Below are 18,400 nucleotides of genomic sequence, written 5' to 3' on the forward strand. Positions count from 1 at the left end.
TGTCAGCCGGAGATGGCCAGGCCCATTTCCGTCATCATGGGCTCGAACACCCCACCGACGAAATAGGCAATGAGCGCGGCTCCGCCACCCATCAGCAGGGTTTCAACCCCGGCACGCAGCCGGCCCTCTCCGACAATGAGCCCCTTGACGAAGCCGATGCCAAAGAAAGTGATCGCCGTCAGCGTGCTGCTCACGGCGAAGGCGATGTCGACGCCGAGCGCCGGCAGCATGAACGGCAGCAGCGGGATGGCGCCAACCAGGACGAAGGCTCCGAACGTCCACAGCGCCGCGCGGATCGGGTCAACGCCCTCGAGTTCCAGCCCGTGCTCCTCGCGCAGCATGGTGTCCACCCAGAGCGACTCATCCGAAGAGATCGTCTCTACAATCTCCTCGAGGACATCCCCTTCGAACCCCTTGCGCGCGAAGATCTGCCGGATCTCCTCGCGCTCACCGTCCGGGACCTGTCGGATGTGGCGGTTCTCCGTGGCTCGGGCCTGGGCCACCGCATCGCGATCGCTTTTCACTCCCTGGTAGTTGCTCACACCCATGCTGAAGCCATCGGCGATCAGGCTCGCGAGGCCCAGGCTGAAGGCCACCACGCCGGGCAGCCCTGCACCGGCGACGCTGGCCACGACGGCAAAGGTGGTCACGCAGCCATCGATGCCACCAAGGATGGCATCGCGCAGGTAGCTGGGCTGACGCCCCTCGGCGAGCCGACGCTGGATGTCTTCGGGGTGATGACTGTGCTCGAGTTCTGCCATCGACGATCCTGCAGGCGTATTATTGGAGAGTCGAGAGGATGCCATAAAGCTGGGGATTTTTCGGAGGATCGCGTAACATGGTCTACCGCATTGCCATCAATGGCTTCGGTCGCATCGGGCGAAGCGTACTGCGCGCAATGCAGCAACGCCGGGACGCCGCAGGCCTCGAGATCGCGGCGATCAACGAGCCGGCCGACCCGGAGTCCATCGCCCTGCTGACCCGATACGACAGCAACCACGGCACGCTCGCCGAGCAGGTCACCCTGACCCCCGCTGGCATGCGGGTCGGGAACCAGTCCATCACACTGCTGCCTGGCGTCGAGCCGGCTGACGCGCCATGGAGCGGGCTCGGCATCGACATGGTCATGGACTGTTCTGGACAGCCCGGCACCCGTGCACTGGCCGGGGCTCACCTGAGCGCCGGGGCCGGGCGTCTGCTCTACTCCCAGCCGGCCAGCGCCGATGTGGATATGACGGTCATCCCGGGGTTCAACCACCGCGATCTCCGGTCCGGCCATCGCATTCTCTCCGCCGGCTCCTGCACCTCGAACTGCATCATCCCCGTGCTGGACATCCTCGGCAGCGCGTTCGGCATCCGTCGCGGGACCGTGACCATCATCCACTCGGCGATGAATGATCAGCCGGTCTCGGACACGCTGAGTGGTGACCGGCTGCGACTCAACCGCGCAGCACTGAATGCCGTCACGCCGGTGAATACCGCGCTGGATCGGGGCATCGCCCGCCTGATGCCGGCGCTGGACGGATGCTTCCAGTCCCTGCACCTGCGCGTGCCCACCAGCATGGTCTCGACCCTGGACCTGACACTGGAGGTGGAGGGTGAGGCCAGCGCCGCGAATGTGCTCGAGTGCCTGAACACCGCCGTCAACGGGCAGTACCAGGGCATCGTCGGGGCCTGTGCGGATCCGGTGAGCTCGCTCGACTTCGCCCATGACCCGCGTTCGGGCATCGTCGATCTCACGCAGCTCCGCGTCATCGATGATCAGCTCATCAAGCTCATCTGCTGGTTCGACAATGAGTGGGCCTTCGCCAACCGCATGATCGACATCGCTCTGCAGACCGCCGGACTTCAGACGATGAACCGGCACCATGACAGTCTGACCGTCGTCCACTGAGCGGCGTCAGTGCGCAAGCGGGTGGACGCGCAGGCTCCAGAATTCAGGGCCTTCTTCCACTGGCGTCAACTCGAACCGATCGGGGTAAGTCCGCTGGATATAGCCAGGCAGCCGGTCGGGCGGCGCCGGGAAGACCAGCAGGACGTCCTCACCGGGCCGCAGTGCCATCAGCGTCTGCTCGACGAGGGCGAGCCGGGCCTGCGGCCGATGCAGGCGCAGGTCGATGACACCGCCCGGGTATTGCGCACTGACCATTCAGAACCCCAGCGGCGAGGTATCATCGAAGCCGGTGGAATCCGCGAGCGCCGCACTGAGGGCCGAGTCGTCCATGGCGCCAAGGGCATCCGCCGCCTCCCGCTGCGAATCGGCACCAATCGCGAGTTTCCGCACCTCGCCACCGCCCGCGGCGCTGAAGACCAGGTAATAGGTGCCATACGAGGCAAAGAGGACATCGATGCTCCATACCGTGCCCTCGCCATCGACCAACCGGCGCATCCCCTACCTCCATGAATGCTAGAGTCCCGCGTTTCACCGGCAAGGATTACATGGACGCACCGACGCAGAAAGGCCCGTCGACGCCGATCGTTCTGCTACTGCTCTGGTCGACGGGGCTGTACCTGCGTCTGACGGTGCTGGTGGCACCGCCGCTGGCGCCCCGCATCGCGCGTGACCTCGATCTTGGCCAGGCAGCCACCGGGGCCCTCACCACGCTGCCCATCCTCATGCTGGCCGTCGCCGGCCTCGCCGCCTCGTGGCTGATCAGTCGCATCGGCGCCCGCCGCACGCTCATCGCCGCACTGGTCCTGGTGGCCTTCAGTTCATCGGCCCGGGGACTTGGCGATGCAGCCGCGCTTTTCACCGCGACGGCCATCATGGGCATCGCCATCGCCGGGATCCAGCCCGCACTGCCAACCCTGCTCACGGAGTGGTGGCCGTCGCGCATCGCCCTGGGGACGGCCGTCTACATGAACGGGATGCTCGTCGGCGAGGTCATGGGTTCGACGCTGACGCTGCCGGTCATGCTGCCGCTGGCGGATGATGACTGGCGCCTGGCGCTGGTGTTCTGGTCACTACCTGCACTGATCCCGGCCCTCGGCGTGCGCCTGCTGAGCCGTCCCTGGCAACCGGATGGCGATGACCCGGGGCACTGGATGCCGAACTGGCGCAAGCCCCTCGTCTGGCAACTGGGCATTCTGCTCGGCGCCAGCGGCTCGATCTTCTTTGGCACCAACGCCTATATGGGCACCGTACTGGAGGGGCGCGGCGACGGCGAGCTGCTCACCGAAGCGCTGGTCATGTTCAATACCACGCAGCTCCTCGCATCGGCACTGATGTTCTGGCTGGGTCGCTACTGGATCGGCCGTAGCCTTCCCCTGATGATCATGATGGCCGTGGGGCTTTGCGGTCTGACCGGCTTTGTCATTCTGCCCGGATGGCTCGGGCTCGCCACCCTTATCCCCACCGGGCTGGCGGCGGGCATGCTGCTGATCCTGATGGTGGCCCTGCCACCGCTCTACACCCGCGGAACCGATACCGCCGCGCTCGCGGCGACCATGTTTGCCATTGGCTCGATCACCAACTTTTTCGTGCCGCTGCTCGGCGGCCTGGTGGCGGACATCACCGACAGCCCGCCCCTGGCAATCCTGCCCATCCTGCTCTATGGCGCCGTCGCGCTGCCGGTGGTGTGGCGGCTCCCCGAGCGCCCGGACTTGTCCCAGGAGTAGAAATGCATGGGTGGGAGGTTGACCCACTCGCACTCCACAAGCGGCTCCCCCATGATCGGCCGCCCGCGACGCAGCACCGCATCCCGGAACTGGTAGGCCATGAAACGGCCTCCCGGCGCCAGCACGCGCCAGACCCCGGCAAGGATGCCGTTGGCGGTCTCCTCGGGCATGGTGGAGAAGGGGATCCCGGAGAAGATGACATCCGGCCGCGTCAAACCATGGGCCTTCAGGAGCGCGGGCAGATCCTCCGCACTGCCCTCGGCCACTGTCAGACGCGGATCACGGATGGCCTTCAAGCGCCGCACGAATGCCGGGTTGGTGTCCACTGCCAGCAGATGGGCATCCGCCGGCAACTCCGCCAGGACCGCCCGGGTCGTGCCGCCCGTGCCGGGTCCGAGTTCAACCACGGTCCTGGCCTCACCGGCATCGATGACGCGACTGATGCGCCGCTCCAGAAAGCGCGAACTGGGCACCAGCGATGCCACTTCCCTCGGCCGTGCCATGAATCCACGCAGGAATGCCAGACGCTCTCCCATGTCCGCTACCCTCATGAGTCCCTTGATTGCCATGCGCCCACAGGGCATCGTTGCCCCATGATTATTCGATTCCTGCGCAGCATGATGGGTCAGAACGGCGCGGACAATCCCCCGGATGTCGCCGCCGAGACCGAATATCAGGGTTATACCATCACGGCCATGCCGGCCAGGGATCCGGGCGGATGGCGGATCCGCGGGCGGATCACCACCGAAGTGGACGGCACACCCCGGGCCACGGAGTTCGTCCGGGCGGATGTCTACGGCAGCCAGGAAGTCGCCGCGGAGATGACGATCACAAAGGCGCAGCGCCTGATCGATGAACAGGGGCTGCGCCTGTTCGGCGGTTCCCACTAAGGGAATCAGACCATGTACTGGCCGCCGTTGATGCTCAGGGTCGATCCCGTGACGAACGCCGCTGCATCGCTCGCCAGATAGGCCACCGCCTGACCAATCTCTTCGGCCTCGCCCAGCCGGTTCACCGGAATCTGCCCAATGATCTTCTCGAGGACGTTTTCCGGGACCGCGGCCACCATCTCGGTTCCGATGTAGCCCGGTGCCACGACATTGGCAGTGACGCCCCGACGGGCATTCTCCTGGGCGACCGACTTGGTGAAACCGACCAGCCCGGCCTTGGCAGCTGCGTAGTTGGCCTGACCCATCTGGCCCTTCTGGCCATTGATCGAGGAGATCTGGATGATCCGGCCGAAACCGCGATCACGCATCCCGTTGATCACGGCACGGGTCATATTGAACGCTGAGGTGAGGTTGGTGCGGATCACCGCATCCCAGTCCTCCGCCGACATCTTATGGAGCGTTCCGTCGCGGGTGATGCCGGCATTGTTGACCAGTACATCCACAGGACCATGCTCGGCCTCGACCCCGGCGACGCCGGCCTCGCAGGCCTCGAAATCGGCGACGTCCCATTTGCTGGCCGGGATACCGGTATCGCGGGTGAATGCGGCGGCCGCTTCGTCATTACCCTGATAGGTCACCACGACCTGATGCCCTGCTTCGCTCAGTGCCCTGGCGATGGCAGCGCCAATCCCCCGGGTCCCTCCGGTGACCAATGCGGTTCTTGTCATCTTGCGATCCTCCTCAATGATCGGCCAGGTTTTCTCTGACCTTAACCAGCAAGGCGCGGTCATGGCCAGCCGCAGCGCAACATGGCCATTCCAATAGCGGCACGACAAGGGCACAATTGCCGGTTTTCCGATCCCTACGGGAGCATCATGAACCGCAGCGCCGAGCGTCGGGTGAGACGCCTGCAGGAGCATGGAGAGCGCGGGCTGCTCGCCGGCAGCCGCCAGGGCCTGGAGAAGGAAAGCCTGCGCGTGACGCGGGACGGCCGGATTGCGCAGACACCCCACCCGGCGGGTCTGGGCTCGGCCCTCTGCCACCCGGAAATCACCACCGACTACTCCGAGGCGCTCCTGGAGTTCGTCACGCCGGCCTACATCCATGGCCGCGAAGCGCTGGCACGACTGCGCGACCTGCATCGCTACACCTATGCCCAGATCGGGGACGAACTGCTCTGGGCCACCTCCATGCCCTGCATCGTCGGCGGCGAGCAGAGCATTCCGATCGCCGAATACGGCAGCTCCAACATCGGCCGGATGAAGCATGTCTACCGCCGTGGACTGGACTGGCGCTATGGCCGGAGCATGCAGGCCATCGCCGGCATCCACTTCAACTACTCGTTCAGCGAGGCATTCCTGCGCGCGGTCCAGTCGCGCGAGGGGGACGAGCGGGGCTTCATCGCCTTTCGCTCGGATTTCTATTTCCGCCTGATCCGCAATTTCCAGCGCTATGGGTGGTTACTCCCCTATCTGATGGGCGCCTCCCCCGCCATCTGCAAGTCGTTCACCGGCGGGCGCAACCTGGATTTCGCCGAGTTCTCGCGAAACACTTTATACGCGCCCCATGCGACTTCGCTGCGCATGAGCGACATCGGCTACAAGAACAATGCCCAGGCGGCACTGGAGATCAGTTACAGCGATCTCGACGCCTACATCGAGAGCCTGCGCAGGGCGATCGGTACGCCCGACCCGGAATATGCGCGGATCGGCACCCGGGTGGATGGCGAGTGGCGGCAACTCAACACCAACGTGCTGCAGATCGAGAACGAGTACTACAGTTTCGTCCGCCCCAAGGCGATCGCGCAGTCGGGCGAGCCGCCGACCCATGCCCTGCGACGGGCCGGCGTGGAATACATCGAGATCCGGGCGCTCGATCTCAATCCGTTCGACCCGATTGGCATCCACCCCGATCAGATCGCCTTTCTGGAGACCCTGCTGCTGTTCTGCCTGCTCCAGGACAGCCCGCCCATTGATGCGCTTGAGCAGCATCACATCAATGCCAATCAGGGACTGGTGGCGAGAGACGGCCGGAACCCCGACCTGACGCTCTACCGCGGCAATGGCGAGCGGATCGGCCTGCGCGCCTGGGCCGCCGAGCTCTTCGATGCCATGCAGGGCCCCGCGGAGCTCCTCGATGAGGTGCACCAGGATGGCCGCTACAGCCGTATCCTCGCGTCCTATCGTGTGGCGGTGGATGACCCCGATCAGACCCCATCGGCACGAGTCCTGGCGCAAATGCGGGAGAACCGCGAGGAATTCGTCGAGTTCGCCCTGCGTATCTCCGCGGCGCATGCGCAGACCATCCGTGACTGGCCACTCACCCGGGACACCTGTCAGCGCCTCGGCGCCGAGGCGACCCGCTCACTCGCCGAACAGGCGGCGATGGAGGCGGCGGAGGAGCCACCGTTCGAGCGCTTTCTGGCCGACTACTTCGCGAAGGAGTCGACCGGCGGTAGTTGAATCATCCGCCGTGCCCTCGCACGCTCGAGGGCATGGAGATGCCCGCATTGTCATCACTGGCCGGCCTCTTCCTCGGGGCTGCGCTTGCCTTTCTCGCCCTGGCGCTCGGCCTCGCCCCGGCGCTTCAGCGCTATCACCGATACGTCGCGGATACCGCACAGGGTGATCTCCGGGCTCAGTTCGTGGACCTGGCACCACGCAGGCTCCTCACGCTGGCGCTTGGACTCGGTGCATCGATCGGGGCCGGTGTGTCCGTACTCCTCCCCTGGCCAATCGCGGTCGCCGCTGGTCTGGGTGGCCTCGGGCTTCCACGTCTGGCGGTCGTCGTCATTCGCCGTCGGCGACAGCGAGCCATCATCCGTCAGCTGCCCGACGCCATGCAGGCGCTCGCCGGCTCACTGCGCGCCGGCACGAACATCAGCCGCGCCCTCGAGCTTGTCTCGCGCCGCTATTCGGCCCCCCTCGGAGAGGAATTCAGCCTGATGCTGAGCCGACAACGACTCGGCGAGGACATGGACAGCGTGCTGGCCGCCTTCGTCAACCGCACCCCCACCGAGGAGACCCGTCTCTTCCGCAACGCGGTACTGATCTCTCATCGGGTCGGCGGCGATCTTGCCGATACGCTGGAAACACTGGCCTCGACATTACGCGAGCGCGCTCAGGTCGAGGAGCGGATCGATGCGCTCACCGCCATGGGGCGCATGCAGGGCCGTGTCATGTGCCTCCTGCCGGCGGGTATCGGAGGCATGCTCTACCTGCAACAACCGGCAATGATGCAGCGGCTGTTCACCGATCCCGTGGGGTGGGTCGTGCTGGGACTCGTCAGCGTGATGATGACCCTCGCGGTCATATCGATCCGCCGCCTGGTGGCCATCGATGTCTGAGTGGAATGCTGCCCTCGCGGTGGCTCTGCTCGGCCTCTGTGCCGGTGCCGCGCTCGCCGCCCTGCTCGAGCTGGTCGACCCACGGCACTGGCGGGGCAACGATCGCTGGCGCGATCCGTCTCCATTCCTGTTTCGGCTGCTCATGCCGCTGACCCGTCTGATCGTCGAGCATGTCGGTCAACCGGGCGAGGCGAAGCGCCGCTTCCTTCACGGCCGGCTGGAGCGGGCCGGGATGGGTTACGCCCTGCTGCCGGAGGAACTCGCCGTGCTGCGATGGCTGACCGCGATGGTTGCCCTTGCAGGCGGCATCGTTGCGATGCCGGCGCTGCAATCAATGGGCCTCGGCGGGCCCTGGCTGCTGTTGGGATTCGGACTCCTGGGATACGCCTATCCCATCATCTGGCTCCGTGATCAGGGTCTACGCCGCCAGCGGGGCATCGCCCGCCAGTTCCCCGCCCTCCTCGAACTGCTCGGGCTATCGGTGCGCGCTGGCCTCAGCTTCAGTGCGGCATTGCCACAGTGCACCGCACAGCTCGAGGCCGGCCCGCTACGCGATGAGATGCAGCGTGTGGCCCGCGAGATACGCACCGGTACCGCCCGCAACGAGGCCCTCGAGCGGATGGCGGAGCGTATCGATCTGAACGCGGTGCATGCCTTCGTCGCCGCCATCGTCCAGGCGGACGAAACCGGTGCGGCCATCAGCCAGACCCTGAGCGACCAGGCTGCGCGGCGCCGACGCGAGCGCTTCGCCGCCGCCGAGAAAAAGGCCAACGAAGCACCGGTCAGGATGCTCCTGCCGCTGGTTGGTCTGCTCTTCCCGGTGACCTTTCTGATCATTGGATTCCCCATCGCCCTGCAATTCCTCGAGGGAGGCCTGCTTTGAGTGCTTCGATTCCCGATGGAAGCATCATCGCCACCGCCGGCCGCGGTCGGCAGTCGACCGTCTGCATTCGGGTCACTGTCGCAGACCGATGGCTGACCCGGCTGATCGGTCTGCTTGGCACGGACTCTCCGCCATCACCGGGGTCCGGGCTGTTACTGGTCCCGGGTGGCAGCGTTCATACCCTCGGGATGCGATATCCCATTGATATCGCCACTCTGGATGCCACTCTCCGCGTGCTCTCGCAACGCTCATCGGTACCACCTGGCCGGTTCGTCCATGCTCCGGCGGGCACCTATGCGACGCTCGAGACCGGCGCGGGCATCCTGCCCGTGAACATCGTCGGCGAGGCTTTCCGGATTGAGGGAGTCGCCGCATGAGAGACCGGTCCCGCCGCATGACGGCGCTCTGCCTGCCAGCACTGATCCTGCAGGGCTGTCTCGCCACCACGGGACTTGATCGTCCACATACGGTCGAGCAACTGGAGGAGGCCGATCAGGCGTTGGCAGAAGGTGACCTGGAAACCGCGCAACGCGGTTATGAAAACGCGATCTCCAGGTCGCCGGCACTCGTATCACCTCATTTCCAGCTTGGCCTCATTGCGTATGGACGCGGCAGGGACAGCACGGCGATCGAACACTTCAATGCCGTCCTTGACCGTGACCCGGGTCATGTCCTTGCCACCTACAACCTGGCCATGGTCCATCTACAGGTCGCTCGTGGCCTGCTCGCGCGACACGAGGAGCTCGCACCGGTGAGCGCAGGGCGCCCGGCATTGATGGCGGTGCGCGAGGCCATCGAGTCACTCGGCCAGACCGAACGCGCCGATCGCTGAGCATGTCCGGGCTGCTGTCCGGCCTGCTCGGCATCCTCGCGCTGCCGCCCATCGACGTCCCGTTGGTGGGTCTGGTCTGGCTGGTTCCCTGGCTCACCCGACTGAACCAGCCGTCCCGTCAACGCATCGCCAATGCCCTGCTCACCATTGGCCTGCCCCTTGGGTTCGTACTCGGGCCCATAACCCCCGCCGAGACCATGGCCGTTGCCGGAGGGATGGCTCTCGCCATGGTGCCTTTCGCGCTGATCGGCGCCGTGGCCGCCGACCCCGCCGGACGGACCAGCGGCCTGCGGCTCCTGCTCTGTCTGGGCCTCCTGTGCGTCCTGCTCGCCGGCGTGCGGCGGGCTGGGCTACCGCTGTCGCTGAGTATCTTCGCCCCCGCCCACAGCGGCCATATGCGTCTTATCCAGGGCGCGGGCATCCTCGGCGCCGATCTCATCATCGCCTGCTTCCAGGCCATGCTCGCCGTTGTCCTGATGCGTGCATCGAGCGGGCAATGGGACGCCGGCATGGCATTCATGCGGATCGGGATCGCGACAACGGCGTTGCTCCTGCCACCCGCCGCGATGGTCTTCGTCACGGAAACCGTTGACCATTTTCCGGCGCGCTCCATTGCGGTGATCCAGACCGACATCAGGCCCTGGGAGCGGGATCGGGCCATCACTGATGGCGTGCTTGAGCGCATAAAAGCCCGCCAGGAGCGCCTGTACCGAACGGCCCTGGCACTGGGGCCCGACGTGGTGGTCTGGCCCGAGTCGTCGGCTCCGGGTTACCTGCAACCCGACTGGTCAACCGACGGGGAAGCGGGCGGACGCGGGTTCCGACATGGCTATCGCTATCTCGCGCCGGGATACGTGGCAAGCGTTGTACAGACCCGGCCGGACAACGGGCGGGCCCGACGATGGCCCAAGTACCGGCCGATACCCTTCGCCGAATCGCATCTCGCGCCGGCGTCCATCAACACGGCATCGATGCCCACAACCGCCGACGGCCTCACCCCGCTGATCTGCTCCGACGCGAGTCACCCCGAGGCCCTGCGAATGGCCACCAGCGGGCGCGCGGGGCTCATCATCAACCCCACCAACAATGCCTATCTGGGCAGCCCGTTTCTGGCCCGGATGCACCAGCGCGCGACTCAGCGGGAAGCGGCTCGAGCCGGCGTCCCTGTGCTTGTGGTCGCCAACGGCGGGCCAAGCGCGCTCCTCCGGCCTGACGGCCAGCAGAAGACGCTGCTTGGCGCCTACCAGCGCGGCGTGGCCCGGGTGACGGTCATGCCGGAACGCGAAAGTGCGGCGCTCCCGGGACTCGCTGTTTTTCTGCTGATGGCGATCAGCATTGGCATGACCGCCTGCCTTGCGACAGGACGCATTGCGGCCGTGCCAGAGCGGCAATGCCAATCGCGGGCGAGCCGATGGCTGCTGGCCCTGCCCGTCTTCATGCTGGCAGCCGGACTGACCCAGCATAGGCTGTGGCTTGCCGAGACCGGTATCGATGACAGCAGCCCGCCGATAGCCCCGGGCAGCATGGCGGCAATCCATTCACCGGACGCGCCCCATCGGGGCGCGATGGCCCTGCTGGCACGGGAATTCGGTCTATCCCTTGGCTGGCAGGATGTGCCGGCGGATCCGGCGAGCGCCAGACGCTGGCTGTGCCGCAAAACCGGCCTGAGACTGCGCGAGCGGCGACTCCGGACGGTCGGCCCGCCGGCCCTGGGACTGCATCTCACCCCCGCGGGATCACAGGCGGTCCGCTGGATACCCGGCGGTGAGCCCACCGCCTGGGATCCGGTATCGGGGCAATTTCATGCGGTTGACCCTGAGTCCGTGCGCTGGCTGACCACCGCCCGGTCACCGGATCAGTGCCGCTCGACGCCTCTACCGCCATGAACGACCAGCGGTACTGGGCGCAGCCCGGTACGCCGCCTAATCTCCGGCACTTCAGGAGATTTCGGCAAAGCATGGAGGCGCCAATGACAACCCATCGCCAATTCCCGCATCGCCGTCACGCCCGGCGCCATGAGCAGGGCCAGGGGATGTCCGAGTACATCATCATCACCGCGCTGATTGCCGTTGCCGGTATCGGCATCTTCTCGGCATTCGGCGACACGATCTCCAGTCAGGCCGCCGCAATGGCCCGCGAGATGGCCGGCCAGGACGGCAGCAGCCAGGTGGATCAGGCGGACAGTGACTCCCAGCGCGCCGCCGATCGTGCGTCCCAGGAGGAAACGCTGCAGAACTTCGATGCGCAGAACTGATCGACAGAGCGGTCAGATCATGCCGGTCGTGCTGGCAAGCCTTGCCATCGGGATCGCCGCCATTTTCATCAGCCATCGGGTGAGTCGAGCGGTCACGCAGGAGTCGGTCGTGGTCAACGCGGCCGATGCCGCGGCTTACAGTGGCGCGAGCTGGACTGCGCGTCGGCTGAACCTCATCGCTTACACCAACCGCGCGCTGGTCGCCAATCATATCGCCGTGGGTCATCTCACCGCCTATGTCAGCTGGTTGCGCTACGTCGACCAGGGTGCGGATCGCATCGCCAATTACACCCGCTACATTCCCTATGTGGGCGCCGCGACAACGGCTGCGGAGCGGATCGTCGCCACGGCGCTGGTCGGCTCCGAGCAGACCGCCGGCCTCATGATCCGCGGTTTCGATCTACTGCACCGATTAATGGCCCTCACGCAACTGGATGCCCGTCGGGGACTGCGGCCGGCACGGGTGGACGAAGTCATGCATCGGGTCGCACGGCAATATGGAGAGTCTCTTGAGGTCAATCAACGCGAGCCCATGGATTCCATTCCCCAGCCCTATCAGGCTGCCATGGACGGTCTGCTCATCGGGCGTCGGGTGTCCGCCTACCTCAAGCTGCAGCGCACGAGGGCCGGCCGTGACAGGGGCTATTTCGCGCGGCTGGTCTCCCGGACCATCGATCAGGATCCCGACCTGGAGCGCTGGATGCGCGGCAGCCGCTCCCGGGCAACGGCGAGATTCGGCAGTGGCGGGCGAACCTGGGATCTTTCCCTGCCGCTGACGGTGCGCTTCCGCAAGCAGGGCAACACGCACCAGCCACCACTCCCGGACGCTGGTGGATGGCGCTCCGCCGACCGGCTGCAGGTAGGTTTCTTCAATCTGGGCAAATTCGAATGGGGCAGCTGGGCGACCATCGCCGGAGGCCGCGCCGACGCGGATCGGCTATCCGGTGGCTATCGGGGCGTCCACCACTATACGCGCCTGCGTGAGCGGCAAGCGGATAATGAACTGCTGCGGGTGCCCGCGCTGGTGACAGCGCCGCTGGATAGGATGGGCGACCAGCGTGCCATCAATGCGCATCTCAGCATGGCGAGTGTCCGGTATCACGTCCCGGCACGGTGTCGCCGCCGATGCCCGGGACCGGATAATCCGGCGAGTCTGTTCAATCCCTACTGGGAGGCGGGCCTCGTGACGCCATCAGTGGACGGACTGCCATGAGGGGGCAGGATGGAAGCGCGCTGTCTGAGGCCCTCGTCGGCCTGCTCGCCATCCTGCCCGCGTTCTGGGCGTTGGACCATCTCGGCCGGTTGCATGACATGCAGCGCGCGGCGGTGGCCGGCGCCCGCTATGCGGCCTGGGAAGAAACAGTAGGACGAGGCCCCGGCGCAAGGGTGGACCGCGCCATTGAGGATCGTATCCATGGCAGCGATCGCACCGGACTGCTAGGCGATCACCGCCTGCGGACGTCGCCCTCATACCCAAGTCCACTCTGGCGGGATCGTCTCGGCCCCTTGCGAACCGAAGCTGATTCAAGGCGACAGCGGACCCGGCGGGACCGCGATGGATCACTGCCGGCGACGGGCATTGCTGTGCGGACGCTCGCCCACGGCGATGCCGTACCGGGACTGGCCGGCCTCGGAGGCCTGTCGGGGGAGATGCTCGATTTACAGCGCGAGGGAATGCCGGTCCACCGCGTGAGCCTCGCCGTGAAACCACGGCTCGAGGCGCAGCGGAAGCAGGCGCCCATCCACCTGGAGGCCACCGCCGCGATCAGCCCGGGCGCATGGCAGGCCCTCGATGATCGCAAATTCCAGCGCCGGACCGAGCGAATCGTCGCCAGTGAGCCCGTCAACACAATCACACAACCCGCCCAGCAGCTGGGCCGTTTTTCTGTCTTCAAGGAGGGACGCTATGCCCGATCAACGGACTTCATTCCGCCATCCCGGATCCTGCCACAAGCGCGTTAACACCGGTGTCATCGCCATGGCGGCGTCGCTGGTGCTCACGGGGCTGTTCACGCCGTCTTCGGTGACCGCGGCATTCGACTGTGCCACCCCGCTCGACACCGTCGCGATGCCGGCCGACGCCGTCGAGGTACTGCGGGATGAAACCCTCCGAATCAACGACCAGCCGATCTGCTATGTCGGTTTTGAGACCGACATGGCACCTGAAGCGATTGTCGATCGCCAGTCGATCATCTGGAGCCGGGAGCCCGGCCGGCTATTCGGCCCGCGGCCCGGTTCCAATGACCACCCGAATACCCTCTTCTACACCGACGGAGACGAAACCCGGTATCTGACGGCCATCCGCGATGGCGAATCGACAGCCGTGACCGTGAGCGTCATTTCGGCCATCGAGAACGTGCTGAACCCACCAACGCCGCCCGTTTCTTCCCTCCCGGCGGGTCTGAGGCCGTTATACGAGCAGCGCAACCGCCATGGCTCCACCCAGGTCCTTGATACGTCGATTGCACCCGCGGCAGCCCGGGAGCGCCTCACCGAATACCTGCGCGACCGTGGTTGGGCACTGGATTCCCACACCAGGGATGACCAGGGTCTGGAAACCCTGTCGATGAGCAAGGGCGAGCGTCTGATCGAGATCGGTGCCATGCCGGATGGCGATCGGACCGCGATCATTGTCAATGAAATCAGCCCCGGCGGCGGCGATGAGTAGCGCCGAATACCTCGCCGTGGTGACGGGGCTTGCCGGTGTCTGGGCCGGCGTCGATGGAGTGGTTGGCTGGCTCGATCAACATGAGGCCAATCTGCTCTGGGGCCTCGCCCTGCCCATCTAGGCTCGACTGAATCGAGGACACTGCCATGAGTCCACTCAGACGAGGGGCACTGCTTGCCCTGGGCGCACTGGGCGCCGGCGCTGCCGGTGTCTGGTTCGGTGACCGGCATCTGGAGCAGCGCGCCGTGGCGCTGGAGCAGGCGTATCGCGAGGAACACGAGACCCGGCAAGTCGTTGTCGCCGCCCGGGATCTGCGCGAGGGCGAGGCGCTCGTCGAGGGGAATGTTGCTCTGCGGGACATGCCTGCCACCTACGTCCATGAAAATGCCGTTGGCGGCGCTGCCTGGAGCCAGCTGGCCGGCCGGCGACTGCGGACCGGCATTGCCGCCGGCAAGGCCGTCCTGGCGAGCCATGTCCGCGAGACGGCGGAAGCGCGCCTGGCAGAGCGGCTTTCACCCGAGGACCGGGCGATCACGATCCCGGTCTCAGGTGGCGCGGACATCGCCGGCTTGCTCAACCCGGGTGATCGCCTCGACCTGATGCTGACCTACCGCAACGAGGGTGGCCGGGAGACCGTTCCCCTGCTCAGCGATATTCCCATTCTCGCCACCGGGGCGCAGTTCACCCATGACGGATCGAACGCCTCGCATCGGGGCTATGACGACCTGACGGTGGCGGTCTCCCCGGTGGAGGCCGCCCGCATCACGCATGCTCTTGCCATCGGCGAGATCCAGGTGGTGCTGCGAGCCGACTCGGCTGATGCGTCCTTCGAGGACTACCGAATCACCGCGCAGGCCCTGACCGGCGTGGGGGAAACCAGGGACGACCCCGAACATCATCAACCGGTGGAACTCATCATCGGAGGCCGGCGGTGAGGTGGCTCACAGCACTGACGACCCTCGTCGGTCTCCTCTGCAGCGCGGGGGTGCACGCCATCGAGCTGACGGTCGGTCATTCCCGGGTCGTCGAGGCAGAGGATGTGATTCGCGTCGCGCTCGGCGACGGCGAACTGGCCGAGGTCGAGGTGATCGGCGATGGCGAAGGCGTTCTTCTCATCGGGCGGGCCCCCGGCCGGACCGACCTACGTCTCTGGTCGGGCACCGGCGAGACACGCCATATGCCGGTGATCATCGAGCCAAGAGCCCGGGAGCGCACCGAGACGCCGGGCCTCGAACGCCTGGTCGAGCGTATCGAGGGCGTCCAGCTTGAGCGCCTCGACGGCAGGGACTATCTCACCGGCCAACCCGACACCGAACGTGACCGGCAGCGGCTTGCAAGGGTCCTGGAGACCCACCCCGAGGTTGGTGACTTCACCGACCCGCCCCCGATCACGGAAACGCCAACGGTGAACGTGAAGGCGCGATTCGTTGAACTGCGCAAGTCCGCGCTGCGGCAGATTGGCCTGGACTGGGCAACACGCTCACCCGGGATCAGCTTCGCCTATGCATCGGATCTTCATACCAATGAAGTCTTTCGGAGCAGCCTTGGAGGCTTTCTGCCGGCCGACGCACTGCCCCTCGATATCGGTCAGGGCAATGGTTATCTGGGGATCGGGGTCAGCCTGACCGCGATGATCGATCTGCTCGGCCAGTCGGGGCAGGCGCGGGTCATCGCCGAGCCCATGCTCTCGGCACTGAGCGGTTCCACCGCCGAGTTTCAGGCCGGTGGCGAGGTCCCCATTCCGGTTCAGGGTGACAATGGCAACACCTCGGTTACGTTCAAGGATTACGGCATCCTGCTGAGGGTGGCGCCGACCGTGGGCGATGGGCAACGAATCCGAACGAGCGTCGAAGTCGAGGTCAGTGACGTCGACCAATCCGTGACGGTACTCGGCGTCCCGGGCTTCTCCGTTCGCAATGCCGTGACCGAGATGAACGCACGCAGCGGCGAGACCCTGCTCATCGCCGGGCTGATTGATGACCAGCAGTCCCGTGCGGTGAGCCAGGTGCCCGGGCTGGGGGACCTGCCGATCATCGGTGAGCTGTTCAAGTCGCGCCGCTTCCAGAACGAGCAGACCGAACTGGTCGTCCTGATCACCCCCACCCTGGGCCGCGCGGCTGCCAGCCAATCCACCATGGACGACGGAAGAGTGGCCAGTAAAGCGCTGCGAGCGACATCCGGACGACTACCGCTGGAGGAACTCGGCCAATGAGCGAACTCATACTGCGATATACGGACGACCAGACCTCGGAGACACTATCCCTGATACCGGGCTGCCGACATCTCATCGGCTCCAGCCGTCGCTGCGACCTGCGCGTCCATGGGAGCGGCATCAGCCGACGCCATGCCGAGTTGCGGGTGGATGACCGGGGCACACATATCCGAGTCCTCGGCAGTCGTGCCGCGATGACAATCAACGGCGAGCCGGCACGACAGGCCGGTCCGCTGGCGTCGGGCGATGAGATCACCGTTGGCGCTGTCCGGCTGCGACTGGATCCGGTGATGACGGATGACCGTGGTGTCGATTCCGAAGCCAGTCCAGACGAGCATGCAGGGGCCGAGAGGGAACCGGCCGCATCGCCCGAGCTGAATCCGGCGGCTTGCGAACCCCGGCAGGCCCGGATCTCGCCGAGCCTGGTCCGCCGTTTCCAGGAGGCGATCAGTGAGCGGCTTGATCTCTACCGTCGGGATATCCTCCAGTCCCTCTCCACCGAACGGCTGCGCGAGGAGGCAACCGCCACCGCCTGGGAATTGATCGAAGCGGGAGAGCTGGTGTTGCCCGCCGAAAGCGAGGCCGACCGCGTTGTCGCCGCCGTCGTGGCCGAGACCGTCGGACTGGGGCCCATTGAGGCCCTCATGGACGACCCGGCGGTGAGTGAGATCATGGTCAACGGCCATGAGCGGATCTACGTCGAGCGCAACGGCCAGGTACAGAAGACCGGTCTGCGCTTCAGCTCCGCAGGCTCACTCGCCAGCGTCCTTGATCGCATCGTCTCACCGCTGGGCCGTCGTCTGGACGAGGGCTCACCACTGGTGGACGCCCGCCTGCCGGACGGCTCCCGCGTCAATGCGATCATCCCGCCACTGGCACTCAATGGCGCGACGGTGACCATCCGCCGGTTCAGTCAACAGCACATTGGCCTCAACGAATTGATCGGCTTCGGTGCAATGGATGAGCCGATGGCGAAGTTCCTGAAGCTGTGCATCCATCGCCGGCGCAACCTCCTGATCTCGGGTGGCACCGGCACTGGCAAGACGACCGTGCTGAATGCACTATCCGCGCATATCGGCGAGACGGAGCGCATCGTCACCATCGAGGATTCCGCCGAACTCCAGCTGCAGCAGGATCATGTCGTAGCGCTGGAGTCGCGGCCGGCGAACATTGAGGGCAGTGGCGCCGTCCCCATTCGTGAACTGGTGCGGAATGCCCTTCGAATGCGGCCTGATCGCATCATCGTCGGTGAGTGCCGGAGCGGCGAGGCACTCGATATGCTCCAGGCGATGAACACCGGGCACGATGGCTCACTGACCACGGCGCATGCCAATTCCCCGCGGGACGCGCTTGCCCGGCTCGAGGTCATGACGCTGATGGCAGGAATGGAGCTCCCCGCCCGCGCCATCCGCGAGCAGATCGCCTCCGCCATCGACATCGTTGTCCAACTCACCCGATTCGGCGATGGGTCGCGCCGGATCACCGCCATCACCGAGGTCGCCGGGATGGAGGGTGAACAGATACTGCTCAATGACCTCTTTGTATTCGATTCCCGCGCCGGTGAGCGCCAGGGACACGGCGGGCGGCATCGCGCCACAGGTCAGGTTCCCAACTTCTACGAGGCCCTGCGCGCCGAGGGAGTGACAGTCGACCTGACACCATTCCAGCCGGTGACGGGATCCTGTTGAGACGCCCGA

The 18,400-nt window shown here is 65.9% G+C and carries 22 protein-coding genes; 17 read left to right on the forward strand and 5 right to left on the reverse strand.

What is annotated here, in order from left to right; genetic code table 11:
* Positions 1-2: 2 nt before the first annotated feature.
* On the reverse strand, positions 3-761 hold the full coding sequence (locus V6X63_RS01290; RefSeq protein ID WP_367966793.1) for a VIT1/CCC1 transporter family protein: 759 nt from the start codon (positions 759-761) through the stop codon (positions 3-5).
* Between the two features lie 77 nt (positions 762-838).
* Here V6X63_RS01290 and V6X63_RS01295 point away from each other — a divergent pair, with 77 nt between their 5' ends.
* Complete coding sequence (locus V6X63_RS01295) at positions 839-1,894, forward strand: type I glyceraldehyde-3-phosphate dehydrogenase (RefSeq protein WP_367977941.1); 1,056 nt, start codon at positions 839-841, stop codon at positions 1,892-1,894.
* 6 nt (positions 1,895-1,900) lie between these two features.
* On the opposite strand, the gene V6X63_RS01300 is transcribed toward V6X63_RS01295, so the two are convergent.
* On the reverse strand, positions 1,901-2,149 hold the full coding sequence (locus tag V6X63_RS01300) for a DUF2249 domain-containing protein (protein ID WP_367966795.1): 249 nt from the start codon (positions 2,147-2,149) through the stop codon (positions 1,901-1,903).
* On the reverse strand, positions 2,150-2,389 hold the full coding sequence (locus V6X63_RS01305) for a hypothetical protein (RefSeq protein WP_367977942.1): 240 nt from the start codon (positions 2,387-2,389) through the stop codon (positions 2,150-2,152).
* Between the two features lie 11 nt (positions 2,390-2,400).
* On the opposite strand from V6X63_RS01305, the gene V6X63_RS01310 reads away from it, so the two are divergent.
* Complete coding sequence (locus V6X63_RS01310; RefSeq protein ID WP_367966797.1) at positions 2,401-3,618, forward strand: MFS transporter; 1,218 nt, start codon at positions 2,401-2,403, stop codon at positions 3,616-3,618.
* Here V6X63_RS01310 and V6X63_RS01315 read toward each other — a convergent pair.
* Positions 3,552-4,187, reverse strand: coding sequence for a class I SAM-dependent methyltransferase (locus tag V6X63_RS01315; protein ID WP_367966798.1), 636 nt, complete (start codon positions 4,185-4,187; stop codon positions 3,552-3,554). The two genes, V6X63_RS01310 and V6X63_RS01315, sit on opposite strands and share 67 nt — an antisense overlap.
* A gap of 24 nt (positions 4,188-4,211) precedes the next feature.
* On the opposite strand from V6X63_RS01315, the gene V6X63_RS01320 reads away from it, so the two are divergent.
* Complete coding sequence (locus V6X63_RS01320) at positions 4,212-4,508, forward strand: HlyU family transcriptional regulator (RefSeq protein ID WP_367966799.1); 297 nt, start codon at positions 4,212-4,214, stop codon at positions 4,506-4,508.
* A gap of 5 nt (positions 4,509-4,513) precedes the next feature.
* Here V6X63_RS01320 and phbB read toward each other — a convergent pair whose 3' ends face one another.
* Entirely contained in the window at positions 4,514-5,236 is a 723-nt protein-coding gene (phbB, locus tag V6X63_RS01325) for an acetoacetyl-CoA reductase (RefSeq protein ID WP_367966800.1), read from the reverse strand.
* 147 nt (positions 5,237-5,383) lie between these two features.
* On the opposite strand from phbB, the gene gshA reads away from it, so the two are divergent.
* The 14 genes from gshA to V6X63_RS01395 all read left to right on the forward strand — a co-directional run bounded on the left by gshA (position 5,384) and on the right by V6X63_RS01395 (position 18,391).
* Positions 5,384-6,970: a glutamate--cysteine ligase gene (gshA, locus tag V6X63_RS01330; protein WP_367977943.1), complete on the forward strand. Its 1,587-nt coding sequence runs from the start codon at positions 5,384-5,386 to the stop codon at positions 6,968-6,970.
* Positions 6,967-7,854: a type II secretion system F family protein gene (locus V6X63_RS01335; RefSeq protein ID WP_367966802.1), complete on the forward strand. Its 888-nt coding sequence runs from the start codon at positions 6,967-6,969 to the stop codon at positions 7,852-7,854. Before gshA ends, V6X63_RS01335 begins: the two co-directional genes overlap by 4 nt.
* The gene (locus tag V6X63_RS01340) at positions 7,847-8,737 is read left to right on the forward strand and encodes a type II secretion system F family protein (RefSeq protein ID WP_367966803.1); all 891 of its coding nucleotides are present in this window, start codon (positions 7,847-7,849) and stop codon (positions 8,735-8,737) included. Before V6X63_RS01335 ends, V6X63_RS01340 begins: the two co-directional genes overlap by 8 nt.
* A complete protein-coding gene (locus V6X63_RS01345; protein WP_367977944.1) occupies positions 8,734-9,114 on the forward strand; it encodes a DUF192 domain-containing protein in 381 nt (126 codons plus the stop codon). Before V6X63_RS01340 ends, V6X63_RS01345 begins: the two co-directional genes overlap by 4 nt.
* Positions 9,111-9,569, forward strand: coding sequence for a tetratricopeptide repeat protein (locus V6X63_RS01350; RefSeq protein WP_367966805.1), 459 nt, complete (start codon positions 9,111-9,113; stop codon positions 9,567-9,569). Before V6X63_RS01345 ends, V6X63_RS01350 begins: the two co-directional genes overlap by 4 nt.
* A gap of 2 nt (positions 9,570-9,571) precedes the next feature.
* Complete coding sequence (locus V6X63_RS01355; protein ID WP_367966806.1) at positions 9,572-11,455, forward strand: nitrilase-related carbon-nitrogen hydrolase; 1,884 nt, start codon at positions 9,572-9,574, stop codon at positions 11,453-11,455.
* 83 nt (positions 11,456-11,538) lie between these two features.
* Positions 11,539-11,823 (forward strand): Flp family type IVb pilin, encoded by a 285-nt coding sequence (locus tag V6X63_RS01360; protein WP_367966807.1) that lies wholly within the window; start codon positions 11,539-11,541, stop codon positions 11,821-11,823.
* A complete protein-coding gene (locus V6X63_RS01365; protein WP_367977945.1) occupies positions 11,810-13,036 on the forward strand; it encodes a hypothetical protein in 1,227 nt (408 codons plus the stop codon). Before V6X63_RS01360 ends, V6X63_RS01365 begins: the two co-directional genes overlap by 14 nt.
* Positions 13,033-13,785: a hypothetical protein gene (locus tag V6X63_RS01370; RefSeq protein WP_367966809.1), complete on the forward strand. Its 753-nt coding sequence runs from the start codon at positions 13,033-13,035 to the stop codon at positions 13,783-13,785. Before V6X63_RS01365 ends, V6X63_RS01370 begins: the two co-directional genes overlap by 4 nt.
* Positions 13,730-14,491: a hypothetical protein gene (locus V6X63_RS01375; protein WP_367977946.1), complete on the forward strand. Its 762-nt coding sequence runs from the start codon at positions 13,730-13,732 to the stop codon at positions 14,489-14,491. Before V6X63_RS01370 ends, V6X63_RS01375 begins: the two co-directional genes overlap by 56 nt.
* Positions 14,484-14,612, forward strand: coding sequence for a hypothetical protein (locus V6X63_RS01380; protein WP_367966811.1), 129 nt, complete (start codon positions 14,484-14,486; stop codon positions 14,610-14,612). The genes V6X63_RS01375 and V6X63_RS01380 overlap by 8 nt, the downstream gene beginning before the upstream one ends.
* Positions 14,613-14,637: 25 nt before the next feature.
* Complete coding sequence (gene cpaB, locus V6X63_RS01385; protein ID WP_367977947.1) at positions 14,638-15,426, forward strand: Flp pilus assembly protein CpaB; 789 nt, start codon at positions 14,638-14,640, stop codon at positions 15,424-15,426.
* Positions 15,423-16,703: a type II and III secretion system protein family protein gene (locus V6X63_RS01390; RefSeq protein WP_367977948.1), complete on the forward strand. Its 1,281-nt coding sequence runs from the start codon at positions 15,423-15,425 to the stop codon at positions 16,701-16,703. Before cpaB ends, V6X63_RS01390 begins: the two co-directional genes overlap by 4 nt.
* A complete protein-coding gene (locus V6X63_RS01395) occupies positions 16,700-18,391 on the forward strand; it encodes an ATPase, T2SS/T4P/T4SS family (RefSeq protein ID WP_367977949.1) in 1,692 nt (563 codons plus the stop codon). The genes V6X63_RS01390 and V6X63_RS01395 overlap by 4 nt, the downstream gene beginning before the upstream one ends.
* Positions 18,392-18,400 lie beyond the last annotated feature (9 nt).

The sequence above is a fragment of the Spiribacter onubensis genome (assembly GCF_040838425.1).
Classification (GTDB): Bacteria; Pseudomonadota; Gammaproteobacteria; order Nitrococcales; family Nitrococcaceae; genus Spiribacter; species Spiribacter onubensis.

Excerpts from the sequence above, each read along its gene's own strand:
- V6X63_RS01290 (WP_367966793.1), bottom strand. The coding sequence starts at position 761 with ATGGCAGAACTCGAGCACAGTCATCACCCCGAAGACATCCAGCGTCGG.
- V6X63_RS01295 (WP_367977941.1), top strand. The coding sequence starts at position 839 with ATGGTCTACCGCATTGCCATCAATGGCTTCGGTCGCATCGGGCGAAGC.
- V6X63_RS01300 (WP_367966795.1), bottom strand. The coding sequence starts at position 2,149 with ATGGTCAGTGCGCAATACCCGGGCGGTGTCATCGACCTGCGCCTGCAT.
- V6X63_RS01305 (WP_367977942.1), bottom strand. The coding sequence starts at position 2,389 with ATGCGCCGGTTGGTCGATGGCGAGGGCACGGTATGGAGCATCGATGTC.
- V6X63_RS01310 (WP_367966797.1), top strand. The coding sequence starts at position 2,401 with ATGAATGCTAGAGTCCCGCGTTTCACCGGCAAGGATTACATGGACGCA.
- V6X63_RS01315 (WP_367966798.1), bottom strand. The coding sequence starts at position 4,187 with ATGGCAATCAAGGGACTCATGAGGGTAGCGGACATGGGAGAGCGTCTG.
- V6X63_RS01320 (WP_367966799.1), top strand. The coding sequence starts at position 4,212 with ATGATTATTCGATTCCTGCGCAGCATGATGGGTCAGAACGGCGCGGAC.
- phbB (WP_367966800.1), bottom strand. The coding sequence starts at position 5,236 with ATGACAAGAACCGCATTGGTCACCGGAGGGACCCGGGGGATTGGCGCT.
- gshA (WP_367977943.1), top strand. The coding sequence starts at position 5,384 with ATGAACCGCAGCGCCGAGCGTCGGGTGAGACGCCTGCAGGAGCATGGA.
- V6X63_RS01340 (WP_367966803.1), top strand. The coding sequence starts at position 7,847 with ATGTCTGAGTGGAATGCTGCCCTCGCGGTGGCTCTGCTCGGCCTCTGT.
- V6X63_RS01350 (WP_367966805.1), top strand. The coding sequence starts at position 9,111 with ATGAGAGACCGGTCCCGCCGCATGACGGCGCTCTGCCTGCCAGCACTG.
- V6X63_RS01355 (WP_367966806.1), top strand. The coding sequence starts at position 9,572 with ATGTCCGGGCTGCTGTCCGGCCTGCTCGGCATCCTCGCGCTGCCGCCC.
- V6X63_RS01360 (WP_367966807.1), top strand. The coding sequence starts at position 11,539 with ATGACAACCCATCGCCAATTCCCGCATCGCCGTCACGCCCGGCGCCAT.
- V6X63_RS01365 (WP_367977945.1), top strand. The coding sequence starts at position 11,810 with ATGCGCAGAACTGATCGACAGAGCGGTCAGATCATGCCGGTCGTGCTG.
- V6X63_RS01370 (WP_367966809.1), top strand. The coding sequence starts at position 13,033 with ATGAGGGGGCAGGATGGAAGCGCGCTGTCTGAGGCCCTCGTCGGCCTG.
- V6X63_RS01375 (WP_367977946.1), top strand. The coding sequence starts at position 13,730 with ATGCCCGATCAACGGACTTCATTCCGCCATCCCGGATCCTGCCACAAG.
- V6X63_RS01380 (WP_367966811.1), top strand. The coding sequence starts at position 14,484 with ATGAGTAGCGCCGAATACCTCGCCGTGGTGACGGGGCTTGCCGGTGTC.
- cpaB (WP_367977947.1), top strand. The coding sequence starts at position 14,638 with ATGAGTCCACTCAGACGAGGGGCACTGCTTGCCCTGGGCGCACTGGGC.
- V6X63_RS01395 (WP_367977949.1), top strand. The coding sequence starts at position 16,700 with ATGAGCGAACTCATACTGCGATATACGGACGACCAGACCTCGGAGACA.